The sequence below is a fragment of the Microbacterium sp. SORGH_AS_1204 genome, from assembly GCF_030818935.1.
In the GTDB taxonomy this organism is placed as follows: domain Bacteria; phylum Actinomycetota; class Actinomycetes; order Actinomycetales; family Microbacteriaceae; genus Microbacterium.
Window position 1 is genome coordinate 1,085,657 of sequence record NZ_JAUTBD010000001.1, and the last position, 21,874, is coordinate 1,107,530.

Below are 21,874 nucleotides of genomic sequence, written 5' to 3' on the forward strand. Positions count from 1 at the left end.
GTGATGAGCGATCAGCCGCCGAGGGCGCGCTGAACCGCGGGCCAGGCCGCTTCCGCGACCTTCGCCTGGCCGGAGGCCGACGGGTGGAAGTGGTCGGCCGTGGAGATGTCGTCGAGCGAGAACGTGATGCGACTGATCGCCCCGTCATCGGTCGTGCAGTCGGTGACCGCGGCGCACGCGGCGGCGATGGCGGTGTTGTAGCCCGCCCACGTCTCCATCACAGAGGCGCGCCGCGCTTCATCCGAGGCGGCGTCCGAATCGGCGTCGCCGAGGAGCGTGCGGCACGACGGACTCTGGTTCCACAGGCTCACGATCGAGGAGTCGTCCCGGCCCGCCGCCCACAACTGACTGATGTCGGGGAGCGAGGTCGCGACGATCGGCGCACCGGGGACACCGGCGCGGATGGTCTCGAGCAGCTCTCCGTAGCTCTCCCCGAAGGCGTCGACGGGGGTGATCTCATCCATGCTGCTGGTGCACACGTCGTTCGTGCCGACGGCCACGAGGACGAGGTCGGCCGACTCTCCCTTCGCCTTCTCGACAGCTGTGATGCGATCGGCGACGGCGGCGCCGGGACGCGCCAGCGACAGGGGGGTGATCTCGGTACCGCCCGAGGCCGCGGACACGCGTTCGCGGATGGACGAGACATCGGCATCCGTTCCCAGAGCCCAGGATGCCGCGGGGCACGCATCACGGGTGCCGCACGCCGCCATGCCCACCGACATGGAATCACCGACGACGGCGATCGACGACACGGCGCGGATCGACGGGGCGGTGGCCTCCGCCTGGGGCGTCGGTGGGGCCTCGGGCGAGGTGCATCCGGCCAGGAGGACGATCAGTGCCAGACCGGTCGCACCCGCAGCGTTGGTGGTTCTCATGAGCGCCTTCCTCGACGACGAGTGTTCTGTTCCTCGAGTTGCGCCGCAAGCTCTCCGGCCGAAGGCTCGTCCGCGCCGAGCACCGTCGCGGGGGCGTCTACGGGTGTCGCCTCCAGGTCGATCTCCGTGGCGGTCGGAGCCGGAGCATCCGGAGAATCCGTCGGCGTCTCGGCTGCGGGCTTGCGCGGAGCGGGCTTGCGTGCCTGCTTCACGAAGTCGAGCATCATCCGGTAGTCGCGCCGGTAGCCCGGCACGACGTACAAGGCGCCCAGGACGAGCAGGCCGGCGAGCCCGCCCGCAACGACCTGCAGGATCGCGAGCCAGTCGCCGAGCAGCTGCGCCGTACCCCACGAAGCCGCGAAAGCCAGGCCGGCGGCGATCGCGGGGCGGATCAACGGCAGACCGATATCGCGGCCGATGCGGATGAAGGTGCCGTGTGTGGCGACGAAGAATTCCGGGATCAGGAGCGCCAGCAGAACGAGTCCGTAGAGCAGAGCCAGGCCGTTCACGCCGTTCCACGCCACTCCGACGAAGAAGGAGGCGATGACGATGGGGCGCGTGATGGTGAAGAACACGAGCTGACGGTGAACCCGTCCGAGGGTGATGTAGATCCACCCGTTCACGTTTCCGATCGCCTGAGCGACGCCCGCCAGGGCGAGGAGGGCGAAGGCGCTGGCCGCGGTGTCCCATCCCGGCCCGAGCAGGAGCAGGATCAGAGGGTGCACGACGGCGGCCGCGATGGCGTACACCGGGAGAGCCAGGTAGCCGATGACCACCATGGCATTGCTGATGTAGCGCCGGTACCGCTCGCCGTCATCCTGCAGTCGGCTGAGAACGGGCAGGGCGACGCGACCGAGCGGGGCCGTCAACTGCTGCTGGGGGAGGAGGAAGAGCGCGTACGCACGCGAGTACTGACCGAGCGCAGCGGCACCGAGCTGCTGTCCGATCACGACGTTGTCGAGATTGCGGGAGGCGTAGTTGATCAGCTGCACACCGAAGAGGCTTCCGCCGGTGGTCAGCAGCGGACGGATGTCACGACCGATGCGGGGCCGACCCCATCGCGGCTTGGCCGCGACCCACAGGGCGATCAGGCGGTAGACCTGACCGGCACCGGCGAACACCACGAGCGACCACACGCCGAAGCCGACCAGTGCCGCCACGACCGACAGGACCACGCCGACGGCCATCGCGACGATGTCGATGAGGGCGAGTGTGCCGAACCGGAGGTCTCGCTGGACCGACGCCTGGAGAGGCATGCACAGACCGTTGACCAGGAGAACCGGCGCGATCGCGAACGTCAGGACCGTCAGTCGCGGCTCGCCGTAGAGCGACGCGATGACAGGCGCGCAGGCGGCGATGCCGATCATGAGCACGGTGCCGAAGATCGCGGAGAACCACCGGAGCGATCGCCATTGGTCCTCGGTGAGGTTCTTGGCCTGGAGGATGGCTCCCGTCATGCCGAAGTCACGGATGAGGTCGGCCACTCCGACGATGGCCATGATCATGGCGATGAGACCGAAGTCGGACTGATCCAGAAGCCGGGCGAGCAGCATGGTGGAGATCAGCTGCAGGGCCGTCTTTATCCAGAGACCGCCCGCTGTGACGGCCGCGCCGCGGGACGCCTTGTGTTTGAGGTCGCTGGTCATCGGCGTGCCTCCTCGCGCAGTGACGAGTCTCGATCCCACGCGACGGGTCCCGCCGGTCGACGGCGGGCGACGACCTTGGGTACGAGGTACCCCCAGGCGTAGAAAGGGAACGACAGCCACAGGCGGGGCGAGCGGGCCACGCGGGCGAGTAGTCCCCGTCGGTTCTGCTCGGTGCCGGTGTGGGGGAGCTGCCGATTGCCGAGCTCGATGCGCACACCGCGGCGCACGAGAGCGCGCATGGTTCGTGGAGCGTGCACGGTGAAGGTCTCCCCGGCGAGCGTCATCCGCTCGTCCGGCGAGAAGCGCAATTGAACGAACCGGTCGTCGGCGATGACGTCGGGGAACGCGCCCCACCTGTCACGGCCGGCGGAATTCACCGCGTACACCCCCGATCCGACGTGACCGCGGGCACGGTAGGCGGAGGCCTCCCAGATGCGCGCGTGGCAGCGCACGGGAAGGCTGGAGTGGGAGGCGTCGACGACGAGCACCGGGGCGGCCGCACGCGGGGAGGAGGTCGATTCCAACGCCTCGGCCATGGCCCGCAGCGCGGACACCGACAGGGCGACGTCGGCGTCGATGTAGGCGCGAGGGAACACCCGTGCCGTCTCGTCGCCCATGTTCAACGCTGCGATCTTCGACCCCTCGGCGATCTCGACGACGGTGACGCCGGGGATGCTCCGGGCCTGCTCCGCGGTGTCGTCGGAGCAGCCGTTGGCGACGACGATCACCTCGAATTCGCCGGGTTGCGCACCGTCGAGCATCTTCTCCAGGCTGCGGCGCAGAAGCGGACCCTCGTCGTGCGCGGGGATGACGATCGACATCCGGGGCGTCATGCGGCCACCACGGCTGCCGCGTGAGAGCGGGGCCATCGTACGAACATCCCCTCACCGGCTTCACGCGCCCTCAGCGCGGGCGGGCTCGAGGTGACGAGCCACCCGCCGACGGCGAGCAGCATCGAGTAGACGAAGAAGGTCTGCATGAAACCGAATGCGTCGTAGAAGAACAGCGCTGCGGCGTAGCCGGCGCCGCTGACGGAGAGGGTGAAGGCCAGCATCGCGTACCGCGGCTCGTCACGGGCCGTGGTGAACGCCCACGCTCCCATCATCAGGATCGGCGCGAGGATGAGCACGGCGAGCCCGAGGACGCCCACGGCGCCGACTTCCAACAGGGAGCCGAGCACCTGGTTGTCGAGAATGAATGCGTTCTGCTCCTCGCCGACGACGATGCGGCTACCCAGGCCCGTCCCGAAGAACGGGTACTGCGCCGCCTCGGCGAAAGAGGGACCGAGATCGGCCAGTCGTCCCGCGCCCCGGAATCCCGGCGATGTCTGCTGCGAGGCGATGAGCCCGTCGATGTCGAAGAACGACAGGATCAACGTGTTGAACACCTTCGGGACGGCAGCCGTGCCGACGGCCAGAAGCGGGATGCCCAGCGACAGCAGCGTGATCCCCAACCACGGACGAAGCAGCAGCGTCAGCAGGAACATGACGCCCAGCACGATCACCGCGGTGCGGGACACGGCGACCATCACGCCCATCAGCAGGACGATGACGACGACCGAGTAGACGATCCGGCGCGTCCACTCGTTCTTCGGCCACCGACCGTATCGCGCGAGATAGATCGCGAGCGGAATGAGGATGCAGAACATCACCGACAGAGCGATCGGATGCTGCGACGAGGCGAAGGAGCGGTATCCGCCGGCACGGAAGGACTCGCCGTCCGTGGCGATGAGGTTCAGCGGCAGGAAGGACTCGAGCCGGTGGAAGACGTTGATGCGGGTCACTCGTTCGATCACGGCGAACACCGCCACCACTGTCCCGCACCACACGAGAGCGGTCAGCAGGCCCATGGCGATGGTCTCGGTGTCGACGATCTGTCGAACGATGAAGAAGACCGAGAGCAGAAGCACCCAGTTGATCAGCGTACCGATGGCCGCATCTGCGAGTCCCTCTTGCACCAGACGGGTGCCGTTCATGGGAATGGAGACGAAGAGCGTGACGAAGAAGATGCCGATGGGCCACCCGAATCCGACCGGTTTCCATCGGCGGTCGCGATCGAGCAGGAGCGCGGCGACCATGCCTGCGAACATGACGAAGAGCACGAGGCGGTAGGCCTCGAGTTGGAAGGGCAGCGGGATCGGAAGCGCGTAGCGCCGGATGGGGATGAACATCACGACGGCGACGAGGATGCCGAGCCAGCCGACCCACGACGTCAGCACTCTCCGCGCGAGAACGGCGAGGGCGACGACGATCATCGCGCCGCCCGCGACGACCGGGGGAAGGAAGATGACCGAGACGGCGGTCACGGCGACGAGGATGACGCCCGCGACGATCATCCGGCCGGCGGGCAGGGTGAATTCGTCGCCGGTCGCGGCCGGTGAGGGAGGGGGCGACACGGGGGCGGCGTCGAGCTGCCCCCGTGTCTGCGATGCGTGCAACGACACGGGATGCGCCTCGTCGGCTCAGGCGTCGCTGCGAAGCGCCGCCGAGTCGACGCGCGAGGATCGGCTGCGCGCCCGCGAGGGCGCCGCGTCCGCCTCGGACTCCGTCCCCTGACCGGGCAGGAGGTCATCGATGGAGAAGTCCTCGTGGTTCTGCGCGGGCTGCGACGATGCGGGTCCACCGCGACCGCCGGCGGCCTTGAGGGCTCGCTTGCGCTCACGGGACGCTTTCGACCCGGCGATGATGTACGCCGTGGCCACGAACAGCAAGAAGACACCGAGGAAGGTCACCACGACGGGGATGGCGGGGTTGGAGCCCTCGACGGGTTCCGCTGTCTTCTCGTCGATGGTCGTGATGATCACGCGGTCGCTGTCGGGGATCTGCGCCGCGTTCTGATCGGCGACGACCTGAGCCTGGAAGGTCTGGGCGGCTGTGCGGGAGATCTGCTCCGCGCGCTCCGGCGTCGCGGCCGTGCCGACGACCTCGAGGATGGGGAGGACGTACCGCCCGGCGAATTCCTCGTTGCCGTCGGGTTGCGTGGTCCGTCGGAGGCCGGTGAGGCTCTCTTCCTCGGTGAAGGTGCCGATCTGCGCCTCGACGGTCGTACGCATGTCGCGACCGCTGATGATGTAGGCGTACAGGATGGCGCGCGAGGTCAGGTCGACCGTCTGCGGCTGGCTCTGACCTTCCTGCAGCTCCTGACCGGGGATGACGGCCTGGAAGAGCGGCTGGTCGGGGCCGTTGAGCAGCAGCGTCGTGCCCGCACGGTAGCTCTGCTCCGCCCGCGGCTGCACTTCACCGTTGGTGATCGTGAAACCGGCGAAGAATGCGGCGACCGCCGCGACGATAGCGCCGACGACGAGGAGCCATTTGCTCTTCCACAGGACGAGCAGATACTTCGGAATTTCCATTGTTTCCCCTCCAGTCGCCCCCCCGGGCGACGATGTAACTTGAGCCACCTATGGCGAATGAGAGGATCCCCGAAGACACCCCGTGATCGGCAGAACCGATCACCCTCACCTTGACAGTATGCGGGCACCGTCTGATATTGGCGATTCGCACGTGTTACAAGGTCGCGTCAGTCGGGTGTACAACGAGAACTCGACTTGCAATGCCGACGCCCCGTGTCCACAGTAGGAGACCGGCGGGCATCGGCGTTTTCATTCGAGGCTCGCCCGAAACGGGGGCAATGTTCGATGCGGGTGCTTTTTTCGTTTCCTCATGCACTCGGAGCGCCGGGGATCGGCTGGACGGCGTGGAACCAGGTCGATGGACTGGCTCGGCTCGGTCATGACATCCACGTCGTCGCGGCGAGCATCGCGCGGCCCGTGCCGGCCGGTGTCCGAGTGACGCAGACCCTGACGGTTCGCGGCCAGAGGATCCCTCACCGCCTGATCGGACGCGATCGCGCCTTCGCGTGGCACGACCGCCGCGCGGCGCAGATCGCCGCGCGCGGCGGCTTCGACGTCGTGCACCTCTGGCCCACCGGCCCCGGCCGCACAGCCCAGGCGGCGCGCAAGCGGGGGATCGCCGTCGTCCGAGAGGCACCGAACACCCACACCGAGTACGCGTGGAAGGTGGTGGCCGACGAGGTCGCCGCCCTCGGTTTGCAGGGCGCCGTGGACACCGCGCACACCGCGAACACCCGACGCCTCGACATGGAGCGCGCCGACTGGTCGCGCGCGACCGCCATCCTCGCCCCGTCGGACTTCGTGGCCCGATCCTTCCGTGACGCCGGATTCGACGAGGACCGCGTCCTGCGCCACCGGTACGGCTTCCGACCGGGATCGCGCCGAGCGAGGCCGCGGTCGCAGGCGGCGGCACCGCTGCGGGCCGTCTACGTGGGGCTCGGAGAACCGCGGAAGGGCCTGCACTACGCCCTGGATGCGTGGCTGAGGTCGGACGCGAGCCGAGAGGGCACGTTCACGGTGGTCGGGCGCCTGCTTCCGGCCTACGAAGCGCTGCTCGCCGACAGGCTCGCCCACCGGAGCGTGAAGGTCATCGGCTTCTCGCAGCAGGTGGAGGCGGCACTCGCGGCATCCGATGTCCTGCTGCTGCCCACCATCGAGGAGGGATCCGCGCTCGTGACCTACGAGGCGCAGGCGATGGGGTGCGTCCCCCTGGTCTCGACCGCCTCCGGCGCGTTGATGGACGACGGCGTGCAGGGCCTCTTCCACGAACCCCGCGATGTCGACGCGCTGGTCGCCCACCTCGACCGTCTCACCCACGACCGCTCGGCGCTGGCGCGGATGAGTGCCGCCGCGATCGATCATGTCCCCGCCCTGACCTGGGATGCCGCGGCCGAGACGCTGGCCGGCTGCTACGAAGCCGCCCGCGATCTCGCGACGACGAAGGGTGCGCATGCTCACGCCGTCTGACATCTCCGTCATCGTCTGCACCCGGAACCGGCCGGCCTTCCTCCGCGAAGCGCTCACCGCCATCCGCACGACCACGCCCCCGGAGACCGAGGTCGTCGTCGTCGACAGCGCCTCCGACACCGACGAGACCCGGCTGATCGCCGAGGAGGCCGGTGTCGTCTACGTGCGCGCCGGAGCCGGACTCTCGGTGGCGCGCAATGCCGGCATCCATGCCTCCGGGCGTCCGTTCGTCATCTTCACCGACGACGACTGCCTCCCCGAAGAGGGCTGGATCGACGTCGTGCTCCCGCATTTCGAGGACCCCACGGTCGGTGCCGTGACGGGGCGCATGCTGCACCGCTCCGAGTCCGCGGCCAAGGCCCCGTACCGCCGCGAGCGTCTGTACCGCACTCCCGTGGAGGGTCTGGATGCCGGCCACGGCGCCGTCATGGCCTTCCGGCGGGAGATGCTGCTGCGGATGGGCGGCTTCGACGACCAGCTCGGCGCGGGCAAGCCCTGGGCCGGTGCCGAGGATCTCGACATCTTCGTGCGCATCGCCCGCGCCGGGTCGACGATCGTGCACGACGAGACCTGCATCGTCTGGCACAACAACACCCGCGAAGGCCAGGACTACGTCAACCTCCACCGCGGATACGGTCTCGGGCTGGGCGCGATGATCGCGAAGTGGGTGCACATCGATCCGGTGCTCGGCGCCCGACTCGCCTGGCGCCTGGGTGGCCGGTCGGTGGTGCGCATCGCTCGCGCCTTCGCGCGCAACAAGCCGGGCGCCCACGAGCACGCCATGTTCAGCGGCATCGTCGCCGGCGCGCGTCAGGCGTGGCGCTCGCCGGTCATCGGGGAGCGGTTCGCGTCGTCGATTGCGCCGGCACCCTCGGCTGCTGTCGAGAGCCCGTCTCGCACCGTGGACAGGTCGACGACCCCGGTCTCGGTCGAGCTCCTGCGCATCCTCGACGAGACGCACCTCGCCTCGGACATCAAGTACGAGACGATGCACACCGGCTGCATCCTCGTGCTCCATGGTCGCAACCTCCGCGCGGACGACGGTTCGCTCGACCAGGCGAAGATCCTGGCGGCCGTCGAACGTCTCGTGCGGCGGGTACCGGAGTTCCGGCTGCGGGTCGTCGACTCCCCGCTCGGGATGACGGCACCGGCGTGGGTTCCCGCCGACGATTTCGACCTGCGTGCGCACGTGCACTTCCCGGAGGGGACGCACGACCTGCGCGCGAAACCGCTGCGGTGGTTCATCGACGGCGACCGTGGACTCCTGCCGCGTGATCGTCCGCTCTGGGACTTCACGTTCACGTCGCTGGACACCGGTCGGGTCGCCTTCGGCGCGCGCATGCACCATGCCAACGGCGACGCGAAGTGGGCGATGGAACGCCTCACCGAGCTCACCGAGGCCAGTGCGGAGGTGGAGGAGACGGCCGCCCCGACTCCGTCGCGGCCCCCCGCCTCGCGTCTGCTCGTGCCGCTGTACGCGGCGCGCACGTGGTGGGATGCACAGCCCGACGCGAAGGCCGCGTGGCGCGAGTACTGGCGCAAGCCCGTCGTCAAGCGTGCGAAGCGCCTGGTGGGGCGCAACATCCGCCCTTTCAAGGAGATCTACGCCACGCGCAAGAACCTGCGTGCGCAGTTCATCCCCCCGTTCACCGACACGTTCTTCGAGGTCGACGCTTCGGCGACGACCCGTCGCGCCGCGAAGCTGCGCGGATCGCTCAACGACTTCATCGTGGCCGCGGCGATGTGCGCGGTCGACGACGACCGCGACGGCATCGACGTGATGGTCCCGGTGTCGCGGCGCCGAAAGGGCGAACGCGCGATCCGCAATCACGTCGAGATGCTCCGCGCCCACGGCACGCCTTCGTCGGGGCTGCCCGAGGTGGTGGCATCCGTGCGCGCGCAGGTCGCCGCCTTCGCGCGGGGCCTCTCGGAGGACGACCAGCCGCGGGGCCGCTCGATCGGCTACGTGACCCTCGTCCCGTGGTCGCGCGAGCCGCGGTACTTCTCCGGCGACATCGTCGAGCGCTTCATCGTGCTGCCGGCGTCGGACCGCCGTGACGAACTCGCCGTCTTCGCCGCGGTCTACGGCGACACGATCACCGTGACGGTCACGACCCGCGCGGAGCTGGACACCGAAGGCGTGGCCCGTCGGCTGCGCTCGATGCTCGAAGGGGTGGACGAATGAGCCGGATCCGCAAGGTGCTGGTGGCGGGCGCGTCGGTGCTCGACCCCCGGGTGTACATCCACGGCCTGCGCGTGCTGCACTTCTACGGGTACGCCCACGTGTCGCAGGTGCGCAAGCTCACCCGCGGGAAAGACGTGAGCTTCGCGCCCAACGTCTCCTTCCGCAACGGCGAGCGCATCACGATCGGCGCCGGAACGCGCATCGGGGAGTACTCCACGATCTGGGCGGGCAATTCCACGGGACGGATCACCTTCGGTGAGAAGGCGCTGCTCGCGCCCCGGGTCACGGTGACCGCGTCGAACTACGGCATCGCCAAGGGCATCCCGCCGATGGATCAGCCCAAGGCGGAGGACGACATCGTCATCGGGTCGGGCACCTGGCTCGGTGCCGACGTCGTCGTCCTCGCCGGGGTGACGATCGGTGACGGCGCGATCATCGCCGCCGGAGCCGTCGTGACCAAGGACGTGCCCGCGAACGCGATCGCCGGCGGCATCCCCGCCAAGGTCATCGCGTACCGTCAGGACGCGGATTCTGCGGCGGACGCGCGGGTGAGCGCGTGAGCGCACCCACGGTCGACGCGATCATCGTCAACTACAACACCCGGGAGCGCACCCTCGAAGCCATCGACTCCCTCGTGGGCCTCGGTCTCGAGTGGCTCGGGGTCATCCTGATCGACAACGGGTCGACCGACGGCTCGCTCGAGGCGATCCGAGCGGCGCACCCCGGGGTGACGCTGATCGACGCGGGCGAGAACCTCGGCTTCGCCCGTGCCGTCAATCGCGGCGTGGACGCGTCGACGGCCGACTACGTGATGTTGTTCAACCCCGACGCCTCGGCGTTTCCGGGTTCGCTCGAGGCGCTGGTGGCCTTCGCCGAGGCGCACCCCGAGCACGGTGTCTACGGCGGTCGCACGGTCGATGAGAACGGCGCGCTGGATCCGTCGTCGTGCTGGGGCGCCCCGAGTCTGTGGTCGCTGCTGTGCTACGCCACCGGGGCCTCGGCCGTGGCGAAGAAGTCCGCCGTGTTCGATCCGGAGTCCCTCGGGCGGTGGAAGCGGGACACCGTGCGCGAGGTGCCCATCGTCACGGGCTGTCTCCTGCTGTCGCGCCGCGAGGTGTGGCACCGCATCGGCGGCATGGACGAGCGCTTCTTCCTGTACGGCGAGGATGCCGAGTTCTCCACGCGCGCGTGGCGCCGAGGTTTCCGACCCGTCATCGTGCCGGATGCCGTCATCCGGCACGATGTGGGCGGTTCGAGCAGTTCGAGCGGTCGACGGCTCGCGATGGTGCTCGCGGGCAAGGTCACGTATTTCACGACGGTCTGGCCGACTCCGGTCGCGCTGGTGGCCACCCTGCTGCTGCAGGCCGGGGTGGCGCTGCGCGCCGCCTTGGAGACCGTCCGTCGCAGCTCGCGTGACGCGTATCGCCAGGCATGGGCCCACCGCCGGTCGTGGCGGCGCGGGTTCCCCGCGGCGGAGCGCACGCTGTTCGGCCGGGAGCCGTCGCTGACGGCGCGGCATCCGCTGGTCGTGCAGGCCGAGCCCGCCTTCCGCACAGAGAAGGCGAATCCCTACACCGCAGACCTCTACCGCGCGCTGCGGCGACAGGGTGCGGTCGTGCGCGATCTGCATTACGGGCGGTTGCTGCTCGAGCGCACCGACGTCATCCACCTCCACTGGCCGGACCTGTCGTTCCTGTCGGGGCCGAGACTGTACCGACACGTCTGCCGGCTGGCGCTGTTCTACGGCAGCCTCGCGCTCACCCGCCGCCGCGGCACCGTCCTCGTCTGGACGGTCCACAACGTGGCGGCGCACGAGGAGCGCTCGACGGCGCGGCTGCGTGCCCTGGCCGACAGGCTCCTGCTGAAGAACGTCGACGGCATCATCTCGCTGACCGAGCAGGGTGTCGTGAGCGCTCGGGCCGCGTACCCCGAGCTCGCGGAGGTCCCCGCGGCGGTCATTCCGCACGGCCATTACCGCGACTCCTACGACTTCGGTGTGCACCGGGCCGAGGCGCGACGACGGCTCGGTCTCGACGCCGACCGCCCGGTGATCGCCAGCGTCGGTCAGATCCGTCGCTACAAGAACGTGCCGCACCTGATCCGGGTGTTCCGGGAGAGCGGGGTGGATGCCACCCTGCTCATCGCCGGGAAGATCTCTCCGCCCGAGCTCGAGACGGAGATCCGCGAGGCCGCGCAGGGCGATGAGCGGATCACGATCGACGCGCGCTTCCTCCCCGACGATGACATCGTGGCGGCCCTCGCCGCGGCCGACCTGGTGGTCCTGCCGTACGCGCGGATCCAGAACTCCGGTTCGGCGATCCTCGCCGTCTCGGCCGATCGCCCGGTGCTCGTTCCGCAGCTGGGTGCCATGCAGGAGTTGCAGGAACAGCTGGGCGACGACTGGGTGCGGCTGTACGAGGGGGATCTGACATCGGCCGATCTGACGCAGGCCCTGGAATGGTCCGTCGCGTCGGGCCGGCCGGACCGCGCCGATCTGCGAGCGTTGGACTGGGATGTCATCGCCGCACAGACCCTGAATGCGTATCGGAGCATTCTGGGCCGCGCGCGCAGCTGACTCACGGCGGTTTCTTCGCCGGCGTCACCGCCCGGGAATGCGGATGATGCGCATTGAGCGGATTGTAGTGCGGCTTTCGCTCGTTACGGCCCCGAAATGCGCGTGCCGTACACTGCCTTTCAACGCCGACCTCGAATATTGCCGGGCTCGGTGACGATCTGGGGGAGATCCGTGATTCATTTCCGTGCGTTCGACAATGTCGATTCCGGCCGATCACGGGCCACCGTGGCGACGGAAACCATCGTTTCGGCCGATGCGTCGGGGACGGCGGGCGACCGATGATCCCCGCTCCCTCGCCCCTCGACCTGACACCCGACAAGCCCCGCAAGCTCCTGCTCGCCGCTTCGACCGGTGGGCACATCGCCCAGCTCGTGCGCCTCGCCCCGGGCCTGGGCGCGAGCGACGACTCGCTCTGGGTCAGCTTCGACTCGCCCCAGACCCGCTCGCTGCTGCGCGACAAGCGCACGCTGCTCGTGCCCTACATCAAGCCACGGGACTGGCGCGGAACGCTCACGGCGGTGGGGCAGATCCACGGCGCGCTCTCGGGGGAGAACTTCGACGCCGCCGTCAGCACGGGCGCGGCGCTCGCGACAGCGGCCCTGCCGACGGCACGCCGTCACGGCATCCCCGCGCTGTACATCGAGAGCGTGTCCCGCGTGCTCGGCCCCTCGTTGACGGGCCGGATGCTCTACCACAGCCGTCTCGCCGAGATGCGCACCCAGCATCGATCGTGGGCCCGCGGGCGATGGGGGCTGCACCCCAGCGTGCTCGAGACGTTCTCGATCGCGGAACGCACGGCCCCCGAGGGGCGGCCGCTGAAGATCTTCGTGACGCTCGGCACGATCCAGGGCTACCGCTTCGACGGTCTCGTCGACGCCCTCTTGGCGACCGGTCTCATGGGTGACGACACCACATGGCAGCTCGGCTTCACCACGCGCGACGACCTGCCCGGCCGGGTCGTGCAAGACATGGATGCCGCGTCGTTCGACCAGGCCATCCACGACGCCGACGTGGTGGTCACGCATGCCGGCGTCGGCACGATCCTCGGGTTGCTGGAGGCGGGTGTGTACCCGGTCGCGGTCGTGCGTCGGAGCAGCCGCAACGAGCACGTCGACGACCATCAGGCGCAGATCGCGGGACTCATGAACGAGACCCGCATCGGAACCGCGGTCGAGACGAACGAGCTCACGCGTGAGACGCTGCTCGAGGCGGCCTCGCGCCGCATCTCGAGCACCGACGGCCTGCCAGCGCCCGAACTGCACTGACGTCGCCCTCGGCCGGGTGACCCGCGCCGAGGACGTTCGGTCAGCGTGTGCGCACGCGCAGCCAGCGCACGTCGTGGGCGCTGAGCGTCACGCCGGCGCCGAGCCACACCGGGGCGCCGGTGATCAGGTCGAGGGCCTCGGGCGCGAGCCCCGACAGGGTCAGGGCGTCGATCTCCACCGCCGAGTCGGCGACGTTGGCCGCGACGAGCACCGCGAATCCGCCCTCGCCGGGGCGGAGGAACGCCACCACCGACCTGACGTGCGCGTCGAACGCGACGAGGTCGTTGCCGGCGAGTTCGGGCGTGGAGCGACGCACGGCGAGAAGTCGCGTCAGGCGTGAGAAGACCCGACCGGCCGGGGTGTCGGCATCCGTCCGCCGGGCGTAGTTCCCTTCGGGACGGAACGGGCGGTGCACCCATCGGCTGTCGCCGGCCTCTTCGGCCCGGTCGGCATAGCCGTAGTCGTTGAGTTGCGCGACCTCGTCACCGAGGTAGAGCAGCGGGATGCCGCCGGTCGACAACGCCAGCGCGTGCGCGAGGATGACGCGGTCCTCGCCACCGGCGTCGCCCGCCTCGATGCCCGCGAGGGATGCCGTGGTGCCGGTGACGCGGGCGTCTCCCGTGCGCGGGTTCTCCTGGAACGGAACCCCACGGGCGAAGCTGCCCTCGGCGCGCCCGACGTAGAAGTCGTTGAGGAACCGCCGGTGCGGATAACCCTCGATGCCGAGCTCGGCGGCATCCTCGTCGGCGAAGGTCCAGCCGATGTCGTCGTGGCTGCGTACGTAGTTCACCCACGCCGTGCCCTCGGGAAGCGCGTGGCGACGCTCGAGCGCCTGCTGCAGCAGGCGGCCGTCGCGGGTGGCGAGGGCCTCCCAGGTCAGGGCCATCTGCAGGGGGTTGTAGGAGATCTGGCATTCGTCGGGCGAGATGTACGAGATCACTTCGTCGGGGTGCACGATCGCCTCGGACTTGAACAGCAGCCCCGGGGCGGCCATGCGCAGCACGGCGTTGAACGCCTGCAGCAGCAGGTGCGCCTCGGGCAGCGATTCGCAGGTCGTGCCGAGCTGCTTCCAGATGAAGGCGACGGCATCCATCCGCAGGATCTCGACGCCCTGGTTCGCCAGGAACAGCATCTCGCCGGCCATCGCCTCGAAGACCGCGGGATTGGCGTAGTTGAGGTCCCATTGGAAGTGATAGAACGTGGCCCAGACCCAGCGTCCGTCGTCGAGCTGCACGAACGAGCCCGGGTGATCGTCAGGGAAGATCTCGCGCGTAGTCCGCTCGTACGCGTCGGGCATCTCGCGGTCGGGGAAGATGAGGAAGAAATCCTCGAACCCGGGCTCGCCGGCCACGGCCTTCTGCGCCCACTCGTGCTCGTTGCTGGTGTGGTTGAAGATGAAGTCCACCACGAGGGAGATCCCGGCGCGGCGGAGATCGGCGGCGAGCGCCGCGAGTTCCTCCATCGTGCCGAGTGCGGGGTCCACCCGGCGATAGCTCGACACCGCGTAGCCGCCGTCGCTGTTGCCCTCGGGGCTCTCGAACAGCGGCATAAGGTGCAGGTAGGTCAAGCCGAGCTCTGTGAAGTAGGGGATCTGGTCCCGGATGCCGCTGAGCCCGCCCGCGTACCGATCGACGTAGCAGACGCCGCCGAGCATGCGCTCGCTCTCGAACCAGTCCGGCGAGCTGTCGCGCTCGCGGTCGAGGGCCTTCAGCGCGCGCGGACGCTCGGTCCACGAGCGGCGGGCGAGGTCGACGACGGATGCCAGGCGCTCCAGGCCGTCGGCGCGCTCGCCGTAGAGGCGCACGAACAGCTCGTGCAGGCGGGGCAGGTGCAGTTCGGCGTGCGCGAGGAATTCACGGTCGGCGCCGGCGCTGTTCAGATCACCGAGGATGCGCGAGACATCGTGGAGGCCGGGGTTGAGCTGGGTCACGGGTGACAGCCTGACGTATACGAGCGGGTGAGGGCGACATCGACGTGCCCGCGCGCCGGGTTCGGTGACCGCGCATCGGCGATGATGGGGCGATGAAGCCTGGCTCCGTTCATCGCCGCACCCGTGTCATCACCGCTACCGCGGGCCTGATGGTCGTGACGGTCTACGCCGTCGTCGCGCTCGTGCAGATCCTCGTGTGGAACCCGGAAGCGGCGGTGCCCGGACTGACCGCGGCCGAGGTGTGGCGCGAGGTGGGGGCGGCGAACCAGGGGCCGCCCAACGCGTTCGTCGTCGCGGTCATCGCCGCGGGCCCCGTGCTCGGTCTCGTCTTCCTGCTGGTGTTCGCCCTGACCGACGCCGACGTCTGGGCCGTCGTCTCCGCCTACCTCGCTCTGCTCCTCCTCGGGATCGCGGGGTATTTCGTCGCGTCGTTCGGCCCGGGTATGGGCCTCGCCGACACGTACGGCATCAGCGGTGGCGACTACGCCTACGGCGGTGCCGCCCTCGGCGCGGTGAGCCTGCTCGCGATGCTCGCGCTCCTCGCGATCTTCGCGGGCGGGGTGATCCGCGGCCGACGCGCGCGGAGGGCCTCTGTCGTCGTCTGACGAAAAGCGTGTCACGCATGTGGTACAAAATGTGCTAGAAAGGTGACACGAAAGGTGGTCGCCATGAGCCCCGAATATCTCCGGAACGCGTGGACCCGGATGCTGCAGTCGTCTCCGTCCGAGGTCATCTGGGGCCTGCTGTCGTCGACGCTGATCTGCATCGCGCTCGGCGTGCTGATCGCCCTCCTTTTGGCACGGGTGCGCCGCGGTAGGCGGATCGCGGACTCCGCCTCTCAGTGGGACCGCGTCGCTCTCGGTGCGATCGCCCTCGTCGTCGCGGCGGTGTGGATCGGCGACATCGCGCTGCGCGGCTACGCCTTCGACATGTCCGCCACCGTGTCGTGGTGGCGGTTCGCCCTGGCCCCGGCGGTGGCCGCGGCGGGATTGGTCGTATGGGTCGTGACGCGCCGAACGGCGCAACCCCGTCGTACCCTGGACGCCGCGTCGGCGACCAGGCGTACGTGGACGACGTTCGGGCCGCACCGGGGCATCCGGGTGCTGGCCGCGGCTGTAGCCGTCACCGGGGGAATCGTCGTCGTCTTCGGCCGGATGTCGACGGCATTGGATCCCGGGCTGTCCGCCCACATCGCCTGGGAAATGCCGAACGTCGCGGCGCCGCCGATCGTGATGGTCTTTCCCGGTTGGGCTTACGGCATCCCGATGCTGGCAGGCGTGGTCGCGCTCGGCGCGGGCGTCGTGCTCGCCCTGCATCGCAACGCCCTGCGGCCGTACTCCGATGGAGCGCGGCTCGACCTCGAGCGTTCAGGCCGTTCCGACGTCGCCCGCGACATCGTGACGTTGGGGGTCGCGACCGTTCTGGTCGTGCTCGGCGGGATGCTGCACATGGCGCGCTCCGCAGCCACGACCAGCATGACCGTCGTGATGGAGTCGGGGCGCGAAGAGACGGTCGACGTCGCGCTCCCGCACGCCGACCTGATCATGGCGGGAGGATTCGCCGCGCCGATCCTCGAGATCGCGGGGTGCGTGCTGCTGACACTGCTCGTGCTCCGCGCCGCCGCAATCGTGAGCGCCCGACACCGATTCCCTGCCCGGCCGGTCGAGGTGGCGACGTGATGGATGCCGTCTCGTCGAGATCCCGAGAGGCCGGATCGCCCACCGACCTGCACGGGTTCCTCCGCGGTCTGATCGCTTCGGGCCGACTCGGAGCGGGGGAGAAGTTGCCGACGGTGCGGCAGGCGGCCGCCGATTTCGGTGTGGCTCCCGGCACCGTGCAGAAGGTCTACCGCGCTCTGGAGAGCGAGGGGCTCATCGTCAGCCGGGTGGGGTCGGGAACGCGGGTCGCGTCGGGCGTTTCCGCGCTGTCGGCCGATCTCACGCGGCGCCTGCGCGAGCTCGTCGACGTGGCCGTCAGCGAGGGGGTCACGACGCAGACGCTCACCGACGTCCTTCGTCTGATGGCGGACGACGCCCGATCGACCTGATCGCGAAGAGACGACCGCGGCCCGCGTCGTACGATCGACGGTGGCCCGGCTGCCGGGCACGAAGGGAGTGCGGTGTCGGAGCGCGGTGCGACCGGCGTGGCCGTCGGGGGAGCGGTGCTCATCGGTGCCCTCACCGCGCTGCAGGCGCGGATCAACGGCTCGCTCGGTGCGGCGCTCGGCGACGGCATCCTGGCCGCCGCGGTGTCTTTCGCTTCGGGGCTCGTCATCCTGGTCGCGCTGGCGGTGCTGCTGCCCGAGGGGCGTCGCGGGTTCGAGCGCCTGGTCGACGGCATCCGGTCACGCACCGTTCCCGGGTGGATGCTGCTGGGCGGTCTCGTGGGCGCGTTCACCGTGGCGAGCCAGGGGCTGACGGTGGCGACGATCGGCGTCGCGCTGTTCACGGTCGGCTTCGTCGCCGGGCAGACCACCGGGGGTCTCGTGCTCGACCGCGTGGGGTACGGACCGGCCGGCGTCGTTCCCGTCACGGTGCGCCGGCTCATCGGCGCGGCGCTCGCCGTGGCGGGAGTCGTCGTGTGCCTGTCGGGCGATGCGCTGGGGAGCGTGCCGCTGTGGATGCTCGTCGTCCCCGCCGTCGCGGGCGTCGGGGTCGCCTGGCAGCAGGGCACCAACGGCCGCCTGCGCGTGCACGTCGAGAGTCCGTTGACGGCGACGCTGGTCAACTTCATCGGCGGCACCATCGTGCTCGTGATCGCCGCCCTCGTGCACATCGCTGCCGTCGGGACGCCGCGCGCCGTCCCGAGCGATCCGTGGCTCTACGCCGGCGGCGCGGTCGGCGTGATCTACATCTACTTGTCGTCGGTGGTGGTCCGCCGCACCGGGGTGCTGCTGCTGGGTCTCGGGTCGGTGGTGGGCCTGTTGAGCACCTCGGTGGTGCTCGACGCGTTCTGGCCCGCGCCGGCCGCTCCGTCCACCCCGGTGGCCGTCCTGGCGGCCGCGGTCGCCATCGCCGGCGTCGTCGTGGCCGCGGTGCCGTGGCGGCGCGGTCGACGGGCCTGAGGTCGCCCGACGGCATGAACGACGACGCCGCCCGGAGGAACCCCCGGGCGGCGTGACGGTGCGCGTGATCAGGAGCGCGCGTCGTGGTCCTTGCGCCGCTTCTTTCCTCCGGGCATGCGCGAGATGTGCTTCGCGGCATCCACGGTCTTGCGACGGACCGGACGCGTGCGCGGCGGCTTGCCGCCGACGTACAGCCACCCGAGCAGCACCTCGCCCTTCTTTAAGCCGTGGGCCTTCGCGAGCGCCTTGCTGCGGGTGTTGTCGTCGGTGCGCCAGAAGACACCGAATCCCGCCTCGTCGAGCACCAGGCTCAGCATGTGGGCGACCCCGGATGCCGTGGCCTCCTGCTCCCAGGCCGGGATCTTCTTCGACGACACGTCTGCCACGAGGGCGAGGATCAGCGGCGCGCGGCGGGGCTTCGACGAGTACCCCTTCTTGCCGTCGGCCTTGTTCAGCGCACGCGCGAGCAGATCGCGGTCGCTCCCGCGGATCTCGATGATGCGCCACGGACGAAGCGTCTTGTGGTCGGCGACGCGACCGGCGGCGGCGACGAACGCCTCCAGCTCGGGACCGGTGGGGGCGAGGTCGGTGACCTTCGACCACGACCGGCGGTCGCGCATCGCCTCGAGTGCGCTCACGCCTGCTCTTCCGGGGTGAAGTTCAGCGACAGCGAGTTCATGCAGTAGCGGTCGCCGGTGGGCGTGCCGAAGCCGTCCGGGAAGACGTGGCCCAGGTGCGAGCCGCAGTTCGCGCACCGCACCTCGGTGCGCTGCATGCCGTGGCTGTTGTCGTCGATGAGTTCGACGGCCTCCGGGCGTACCGACTCGTAGAAGCTCGGCCATCCGCAGTGCGAGTCGAACTTGGTTCCGCTCTGGAACAGCTCGGCACCGCACGCGGCACAGGTGTACAGACCGGCGCGGCTCTCGTCGAGCAGTTCGCCGGTCCAGGCGCGCTCGGTCCCGGCCTGACGGAGCACCGCGTACTGTTCGGGCGACAGTTCTGCGCGCCACTGGTCGTCGGACTTGTCGACGGCATAAGTCATTGGAACTTCCCTTCTCCGGCATCCATTCTGTCGTGCCCGCGAGCGGTCAGGTCGGCCCGGCATAATCTGCGGGGTGGATCAGGATGCCGTGACCGCCGTCGTCGCCCGGTTCGAGCGCTTCGCCCGTGAGGAGGCGCCCGGTCGATCGGCGGTCTACGAGGCGTGGGCGCGGCGGGTGGCCGAGGATCCGGCGGTGGCGACGGCGCTCGCCGAGGTGGGTCCGACGCGTCGTCAACCCCCGCTCGTGTTCGCCGTGCTGCGGCTCCTCGGCGCCCCGATGGACGATGTCGACGCCTGGGCATCGTGGGTGGTCGCGCATGCCGGCGAGATCGCCGCCGAATGCGCCCGGCGGAGCGTGCAGACGAACGAGCCGCTGCGGTGCGCGGCCCTGCTCCCGGCGCTCGCACTGATCGACGGGCCCATCGCCCTGCTCGAGGTGGGCGCCAGCGCGGGGCTGTGCCTGAATCCCGATCGATACTCCTACCGGTACCGTCGCGGCGGCGAGACCGTCGCACTCGATCCCGTCGCGGGAGTCAGCCCCGTCGTGCTCGCATGTGAGCTGGAGGGCGCACCGGAGCTGCGGATGCCGGAGGTCGTCTGGCGCGCCGGCATCGACCTGAACCCGCTCGACGTCGACCGCGCCGAGGACCGGGCGTGGCTGATGGACCTGGTCTGGCCGGGCGAGGAGGAGCGGCGTGAGCGCATCGCGAGGGCGATCGACATCGCCGCCGGCGACCCGCCGCTGCTCGTGGCCGGCGACGGCGCCGACGCGCTGCCCGCTCTCGCCGCGCAGGCCCCGGCCGGCGCGACCCTGGTCGTCACGACCCCCGGCGTTCTCGCGCACGTCCCCGCACCGCACCGCGCCGCCGTGATCGACGCGGCACGATCGGCGGGTCGATGGGTCACCCTCGACGCGCCGGCACTGCACGACGGATGGACGCGACGCGTCGAGTCGGTGCGCGGCGGGTTCGCGCTGGCACTGGACGGCGATGTCGTCGCCGAGGTCGATCCACTCGGGGCGTGGGTGGCGTGGCATCCGGGGTCCGACGCGGCTCGACCCTAACGTGGAAGTCATGGCTCTATCGGACCGCGACCGCGCCTTCCTCGCTTTCGAGGGTGAATGGCGACGTCATGCGGGTGCGAAAGAGGAGGCGATCCGCGCCGAGTTCGGTATGACGCCCGCCCGGTACTACCAGGTCCTCGGCCGTCTGATCGACACCCCCGACGCTCTCGCCCACGACCCCATGCTGGTGCGGCGCCTGCGCCGCCGTCGCGACGACGCCGCAGACCGGCACCGTTCGCGCCTGGGCCGGGCGGCATCGCGCTGAAAGGGCGCCGGTCTTCCGACCGATAGCATCGTCCAATGGCCAGATCGACCTTCCCTCGGGATCGCTTCGACGACCTGCCCGATCCGACCGGCCGCGTCGGCGCGCACCGCGCCGAGAACCCGCGGCTGCGCGGCTGGATCATCTTCCTGTGGGCGGCGATCGCCACGCTCGTGCTGATCATCGCCGGCATCTTCGCGACCCTCGTCGTATCCGGTCGCATCTCCCTGGGCCCCGACGCCGAGCCGACGCCCACGCCGACGGCCTCGGCGACGACGCCGGCCGTCGTCGACACCTCTTACTCGGTGGTCGTGCTCAACGGCACCGCCGACGAAGGCCTCGCGGGAACGCTGCGCGATCGGATCGTCGCGGCGGGGTGGCCGGGCGACACCGTCGAGACGGGTGACTCCGACAGCACCGACTTCGCGCAGACCACCGTCTTCTACCTCCGCGACACCGACGAGGCGGCGGCGGAGGGACTGGCCCAGACGATCGGGGGCGCGCAGGTGGCGCAGAGCGACTTCCTGCAGCCGAGCGACGACCCGAACACCCCCGACGACGAGAGCGCGGTGAAGCGCCTTATCGTCGTCGTCGGCCTCGATCGAGCGGCCGGTCAGACCTCCGAGGCGCCGTCGTCCTGACCCGTGGGGCCGCGTGTTTCCGCGGCGTAACAACTTGACGGCACGCGCGTCAACAATGCTCGGGAACCCTGATTCCGCGGCATCCTCCGTGCTTACGATGACCTCGTCATTCAGCAACAGGAGATTCGCATGACGCAGGGCACTGTCAAATGGTTCAACGCCGAGAAGGGCTTCGGGTTCATCACCGTCGCCGATGGTCAGGACGTGTTCGTTCACTACTCCAGCATCGAGATGTCGGGTTTCCGCGTCCTCGAGGAGGGGCAGACGGTGGAGTTCACCGTCGGAACCGGACAGAAGGGCCCTCAGGCGGAGTCCGTCCGTCTCGCCTGAGACGCTGAACCGAACGCCACCGAACGCCGTGGCATCCGTCACCCGGATGCCACGGCGTTCGACGTTCACGCCGGACCGTGTGGCTTGCACTCCCTAGGGTCGAGTGCCAGAATGAGTTAGCACTCGCTTTCGTCGAGTGCCAAAATCTGGAAGTCACCCGTCCGGGAGGGACGACAC

The 21,874-nt window shown here is 69.7% G+C and carries 21 protein-coding genes; 13 read left to right on the forward strand and 8 right to left on the reverse strand.

What is annotated here, in order from left to right:
* Window positions 1-11: 11 nt before the first annotated feature.
* The 5 genes from QE410_RS05005 to QE410_RS05025 are packed head-to-tail and all read right to left on the reverse strand — an operon-like array spanning window position 12 to window position 5,873.
* Window positions 12-875 (reverse strand): SGNH/GDSL hydrolase family protein, encoded by an 864-nt coding sequence (locus QE410_RS05005; RefSeq protein WP_307328710.1) that lies wholly within the window; start codon window positions 873-875, stop codon window positions 12-14.
* Window positions 872-2,521: a lipopolysaccharide biosynthesis protein gene (locus QE410_RS05010; protein WP_307328712.1), complete on the reverse strand. Its 1,650-nt coding sequence runs from the start codon at window positions 2,519-2,521 to the stop codon at window positions 872-874. Before QE410_RS05010 ends, QE410_RS05005 begins: the two co-directional genes overlap by 4 nt.
* Window positions 2,518-3,390, reverse strand: a complete 873-nt coding sequence (locus QE410_RS05015; protein ID WP_307328715.1) for a glycosyltransferase family 2 protein — start codon at window positions 3,388-3,390, stop codon at window positions 2,518-2,520. Before QE410_RS05015 ends, QE410_RS05010 begins: the two co-directional genes overlap by 4 nt.
* Window positions 3,351-4,964, reverse strand: coding sequence for a hypothetical protein (locus QE410_RS05020; RefSeq protein WP_307328717.1), 1,614 nt, complete (start codon window positions 4,962-4,964; stop codon window positions 3,351-3,353). Before QE410_RS05020 ends, QE410_RS05015 begins: the two co-directional genes overlap by 40 nt.
* An 18-nt stretch (window positions 4,965-4,982) precedes the next feature.
* Window positions 4,983-5,873: a hypothetical protein gene (locus tag QE410_RS05025; RefSeq protein WP_307328719.1), complete on the reverse strand. Its 891-nt coding sequence runs from the start codon at window positions 5,871-5,873 to the stop codon at window positions 4,983-4,985.
* 285 nt (window positions 5,874-6,158) lie between these two features.
* On the opposite strand from QE410_RS05025, the gene QE410_RS05030 reads away from it, so the two are divergent.
* From QE410_RS05030 to QE410_RS05050, 5 genes are all read left to right on the forward strand, one after another.
* Window positions 6,159-7,340, forward strand: coding sequence for a glycosyltransferase family 4 protein (locus tag QE410_RS05030; protein WP_307328722.1), 1,182 nt, complete (start codon window positions 6,159-6,161; stop codon window positions 7,338-7,340).
* Window positions 7,324-9,525, forward strand: a complete 2,202-nt coding sequence (locus QE410_RS05035; protein WP_307328725.1) for a glycosyltransferase — start codon at window positions 7,324-7,326, stop codon at window positions 9,523-9,525. Before QE410_RS05030 ends, QE410_RS05035 begins: the two co-directional genes overlap by 17 nt.
* Window positions 9,522-10,085, forward strand: coding sequence for a DapH/DapD/GlmU-related protein (locus tag QE410_RS05040; protein WP_307328728.1), 564 nt, complete (start codon window positions 9,522-9,524; stop codon window positions 10,083-10,085). The genes QE410_RS05035 and QE410_RS05040 overlap by 4 nt, the downstream gene beginning before the upstream one ends.
* Window positions 10,082-12,100, forward strand: coding sequence for a glycosyltransferase (locus QE410_RS05045; protein ID WP_307328731.1), 2,019 nt, complete (start codon window positions 10,082-10,084; stop codon window positions 12,098-12,100). The genes QE410_RS05040 and QE410_RS05045 overlap by 4 nt, the downstream gene beginning before the upstream one ends.
* 278 nt (window positions 12,101-12,378) lie before the next feature.
* On the forward strand, window positions 12,379-13,365 hold the full coding sequence (locus tag QE410_RS05050) for a glycosyltransferase (protein ID WP_307328732.1): 987 nt from the start codon (window positions 12,379-12,381) through the stop codon (window positions 13,363-13,365).
* Between the two features lie 40 nt (window positions 13,366-13,405).
* On the opposite strand, the gene QE410_RS05055 is transcribed toward QE410_RS05050, so the two are convergent.
* The gene (locus QE410_RS05055) at window positions 13,406-15,256 is read right to left on the reverse strand and encodes an alpha-amylase family glycosyl hydrolase (protein WP_373459363.1); all 1,851 of its coding nucleotides are present in this window, start codon (window positions 15,254-15,256) and stop codon (window positions 13,406-13,408) included.
* Between the two features lie 131 nt (window positions 15,257-15,387).
* Between QE410_RS05055 and QE410_RS05060 the strand changes: the two genes are divergently transcribed.
* From QE410_RS05060 to QE410_RS05075, 4 genes are all read left to right on the forward strand, one after another.
* Window positions 15,388-15,900 carry a hypothetical protein gene (locus QE410_RS05060; protein ID WP_307328734.1) on the forward strand — a complete coding sequence of 171 codons (513 nt, stop codon included), beginning with the start codon at window positions 15,388-15,390 and terminating at the stop codon, window positions 15,898-15,900.
* A 63-nt stretch (window positions 15,901-15,963) separates the two neighbouring features.
* The gene (locus QE410_RS05065; RefSeq protein WP_307328736.1) at window positions 15,964-16,974 is read left to right on the forward strand and encodes a hypothetical protein; all 1,011 of its coding nucleotides are present in this window, start codon (window positions 15,964-15,966) and stop codon (window positions 16,972-16,974) included.
* Window positions 16,974-17,342 carry a GntR family transcriptional regulator gene (locus QE410_RS05070; RefSeq protein WP_307328740.1) on the forward strand — a complete coding sequence of 123 codons (369 nt, stop codon included), beginning with the start codon at window positions 16,974-16,976 and terminating at the stop codon, window positions 17,340-17,342. Before QE410_RS05065 ends, QE410_RS05070 begins: the two co-directional genes overlap by 1 nt.
* Window positions 17,343-17,414: 72 nt before the next feature.
* Window positions 17,415-18,359: a DMT family transporter gene (locus QE410_RS05075; RefSeq protein WP_307328743.1), complete on the forward strand. Its 945-nt coding sequence runs from the start codon at window positions 17,415-17,417 to the stop codon at window positions 18,357-18,359.
* Window positions 18,360-18,427: 68 nt separating this feature from the next.
* On the opposite strand, the gene QE410_RS05080 is transcribed toward QE410_RS05075, so the two are convergent.
* Window positions 18,428-18,979, reverse strand: coding sequence for a nitroreductase family protein (locus QE410_RS05080; RefSeq protein ID WP_307334348.1), 552 nt, complete (start codon window positions 18,977-18,979; stop codon window positions 18,428-18,430).
* Between the two features lie 14 nt (window positions 18,980-18,993).
* The gene (gene msrB, locus QE410_RS05085; protein ID WP_307328746.1) at window positions 18,994-19,401 is read right to left on the reverse strand and encodes a peptide-methionine (R)-S-oxide reductase MsrB; all 408 of its coding nucleotides are present in this window, start codon (window positions 19,399-19,401) and stop codon (window positions 18,994-18,996) included.
* A gap of 73 nt (window positions 19,402-19,474) precedes the next feature.
* On the opposite strand from msrB, the gene QE410_RS05090 reads away from it, so the two are divergent.
* The 4 genes from QE410_RS05090 (at window position 19,475) to QE410_RS05105 (ending at window position 21,697) form a co-directional block, all read left to right on the forward strand.
* The gene (locus tag QE410_RS05090; RefSeq protein ID WP_307328750.1) at window positions 19,475-20,464 is read left to right on the forward strand and encodes a DUF2332 domain-containing protein; all 990 of its coding nucleotides are present in this window, start codon (window positions 19,475-19,477) and stop codon (window positions 20,462-20,464) included.
* A gap of 10 nt (window positions 20,465-20,474) precedes the next feature.
* The gene (locus QE410_RS05095) at window positions 20,475-20,729 is read left to right on the forward strand and encodes a DUF3263 domain-containing protein (protein ID WP_307328753.1); all 255 of its coding nucleotides are present in this window, start codon (window positions 20,475-20,477) and stop codon (window positions 20,727-20,729) included.
* A gap of 35 nt (window positions 20,730-20,764) precedes the next feature.
* Window positions 20,765-21,367 carry a LytR C-terminal domain-containing protein gene (locus QE410_RS05100; RefSeq protein WP_307328755.1) on the forward strand — a complete coding sequence of 201 codons (603 nt, stop codon included), beginning with the start codon at window positions 20,765-20,767 and terminating at the stop codon, window positions 21,365-21,367.
* A gap of 129 nt (window positions 21,368-21,496) precedes the next feature.
* The gene (locus QE410_RS05105) at window positions 21,497-21,697 is read left to right on the forward strand and encodes a cold-shock protein (protein WP_307328759.1); all 201 of its coding nucleotides are present in this window, start codon (window positions 21,497-21,499) and stop codon (window positions 21,695-21,697) included.
* Window positions 21,698-21,874 lie beyond the last annotated feature (177 nt).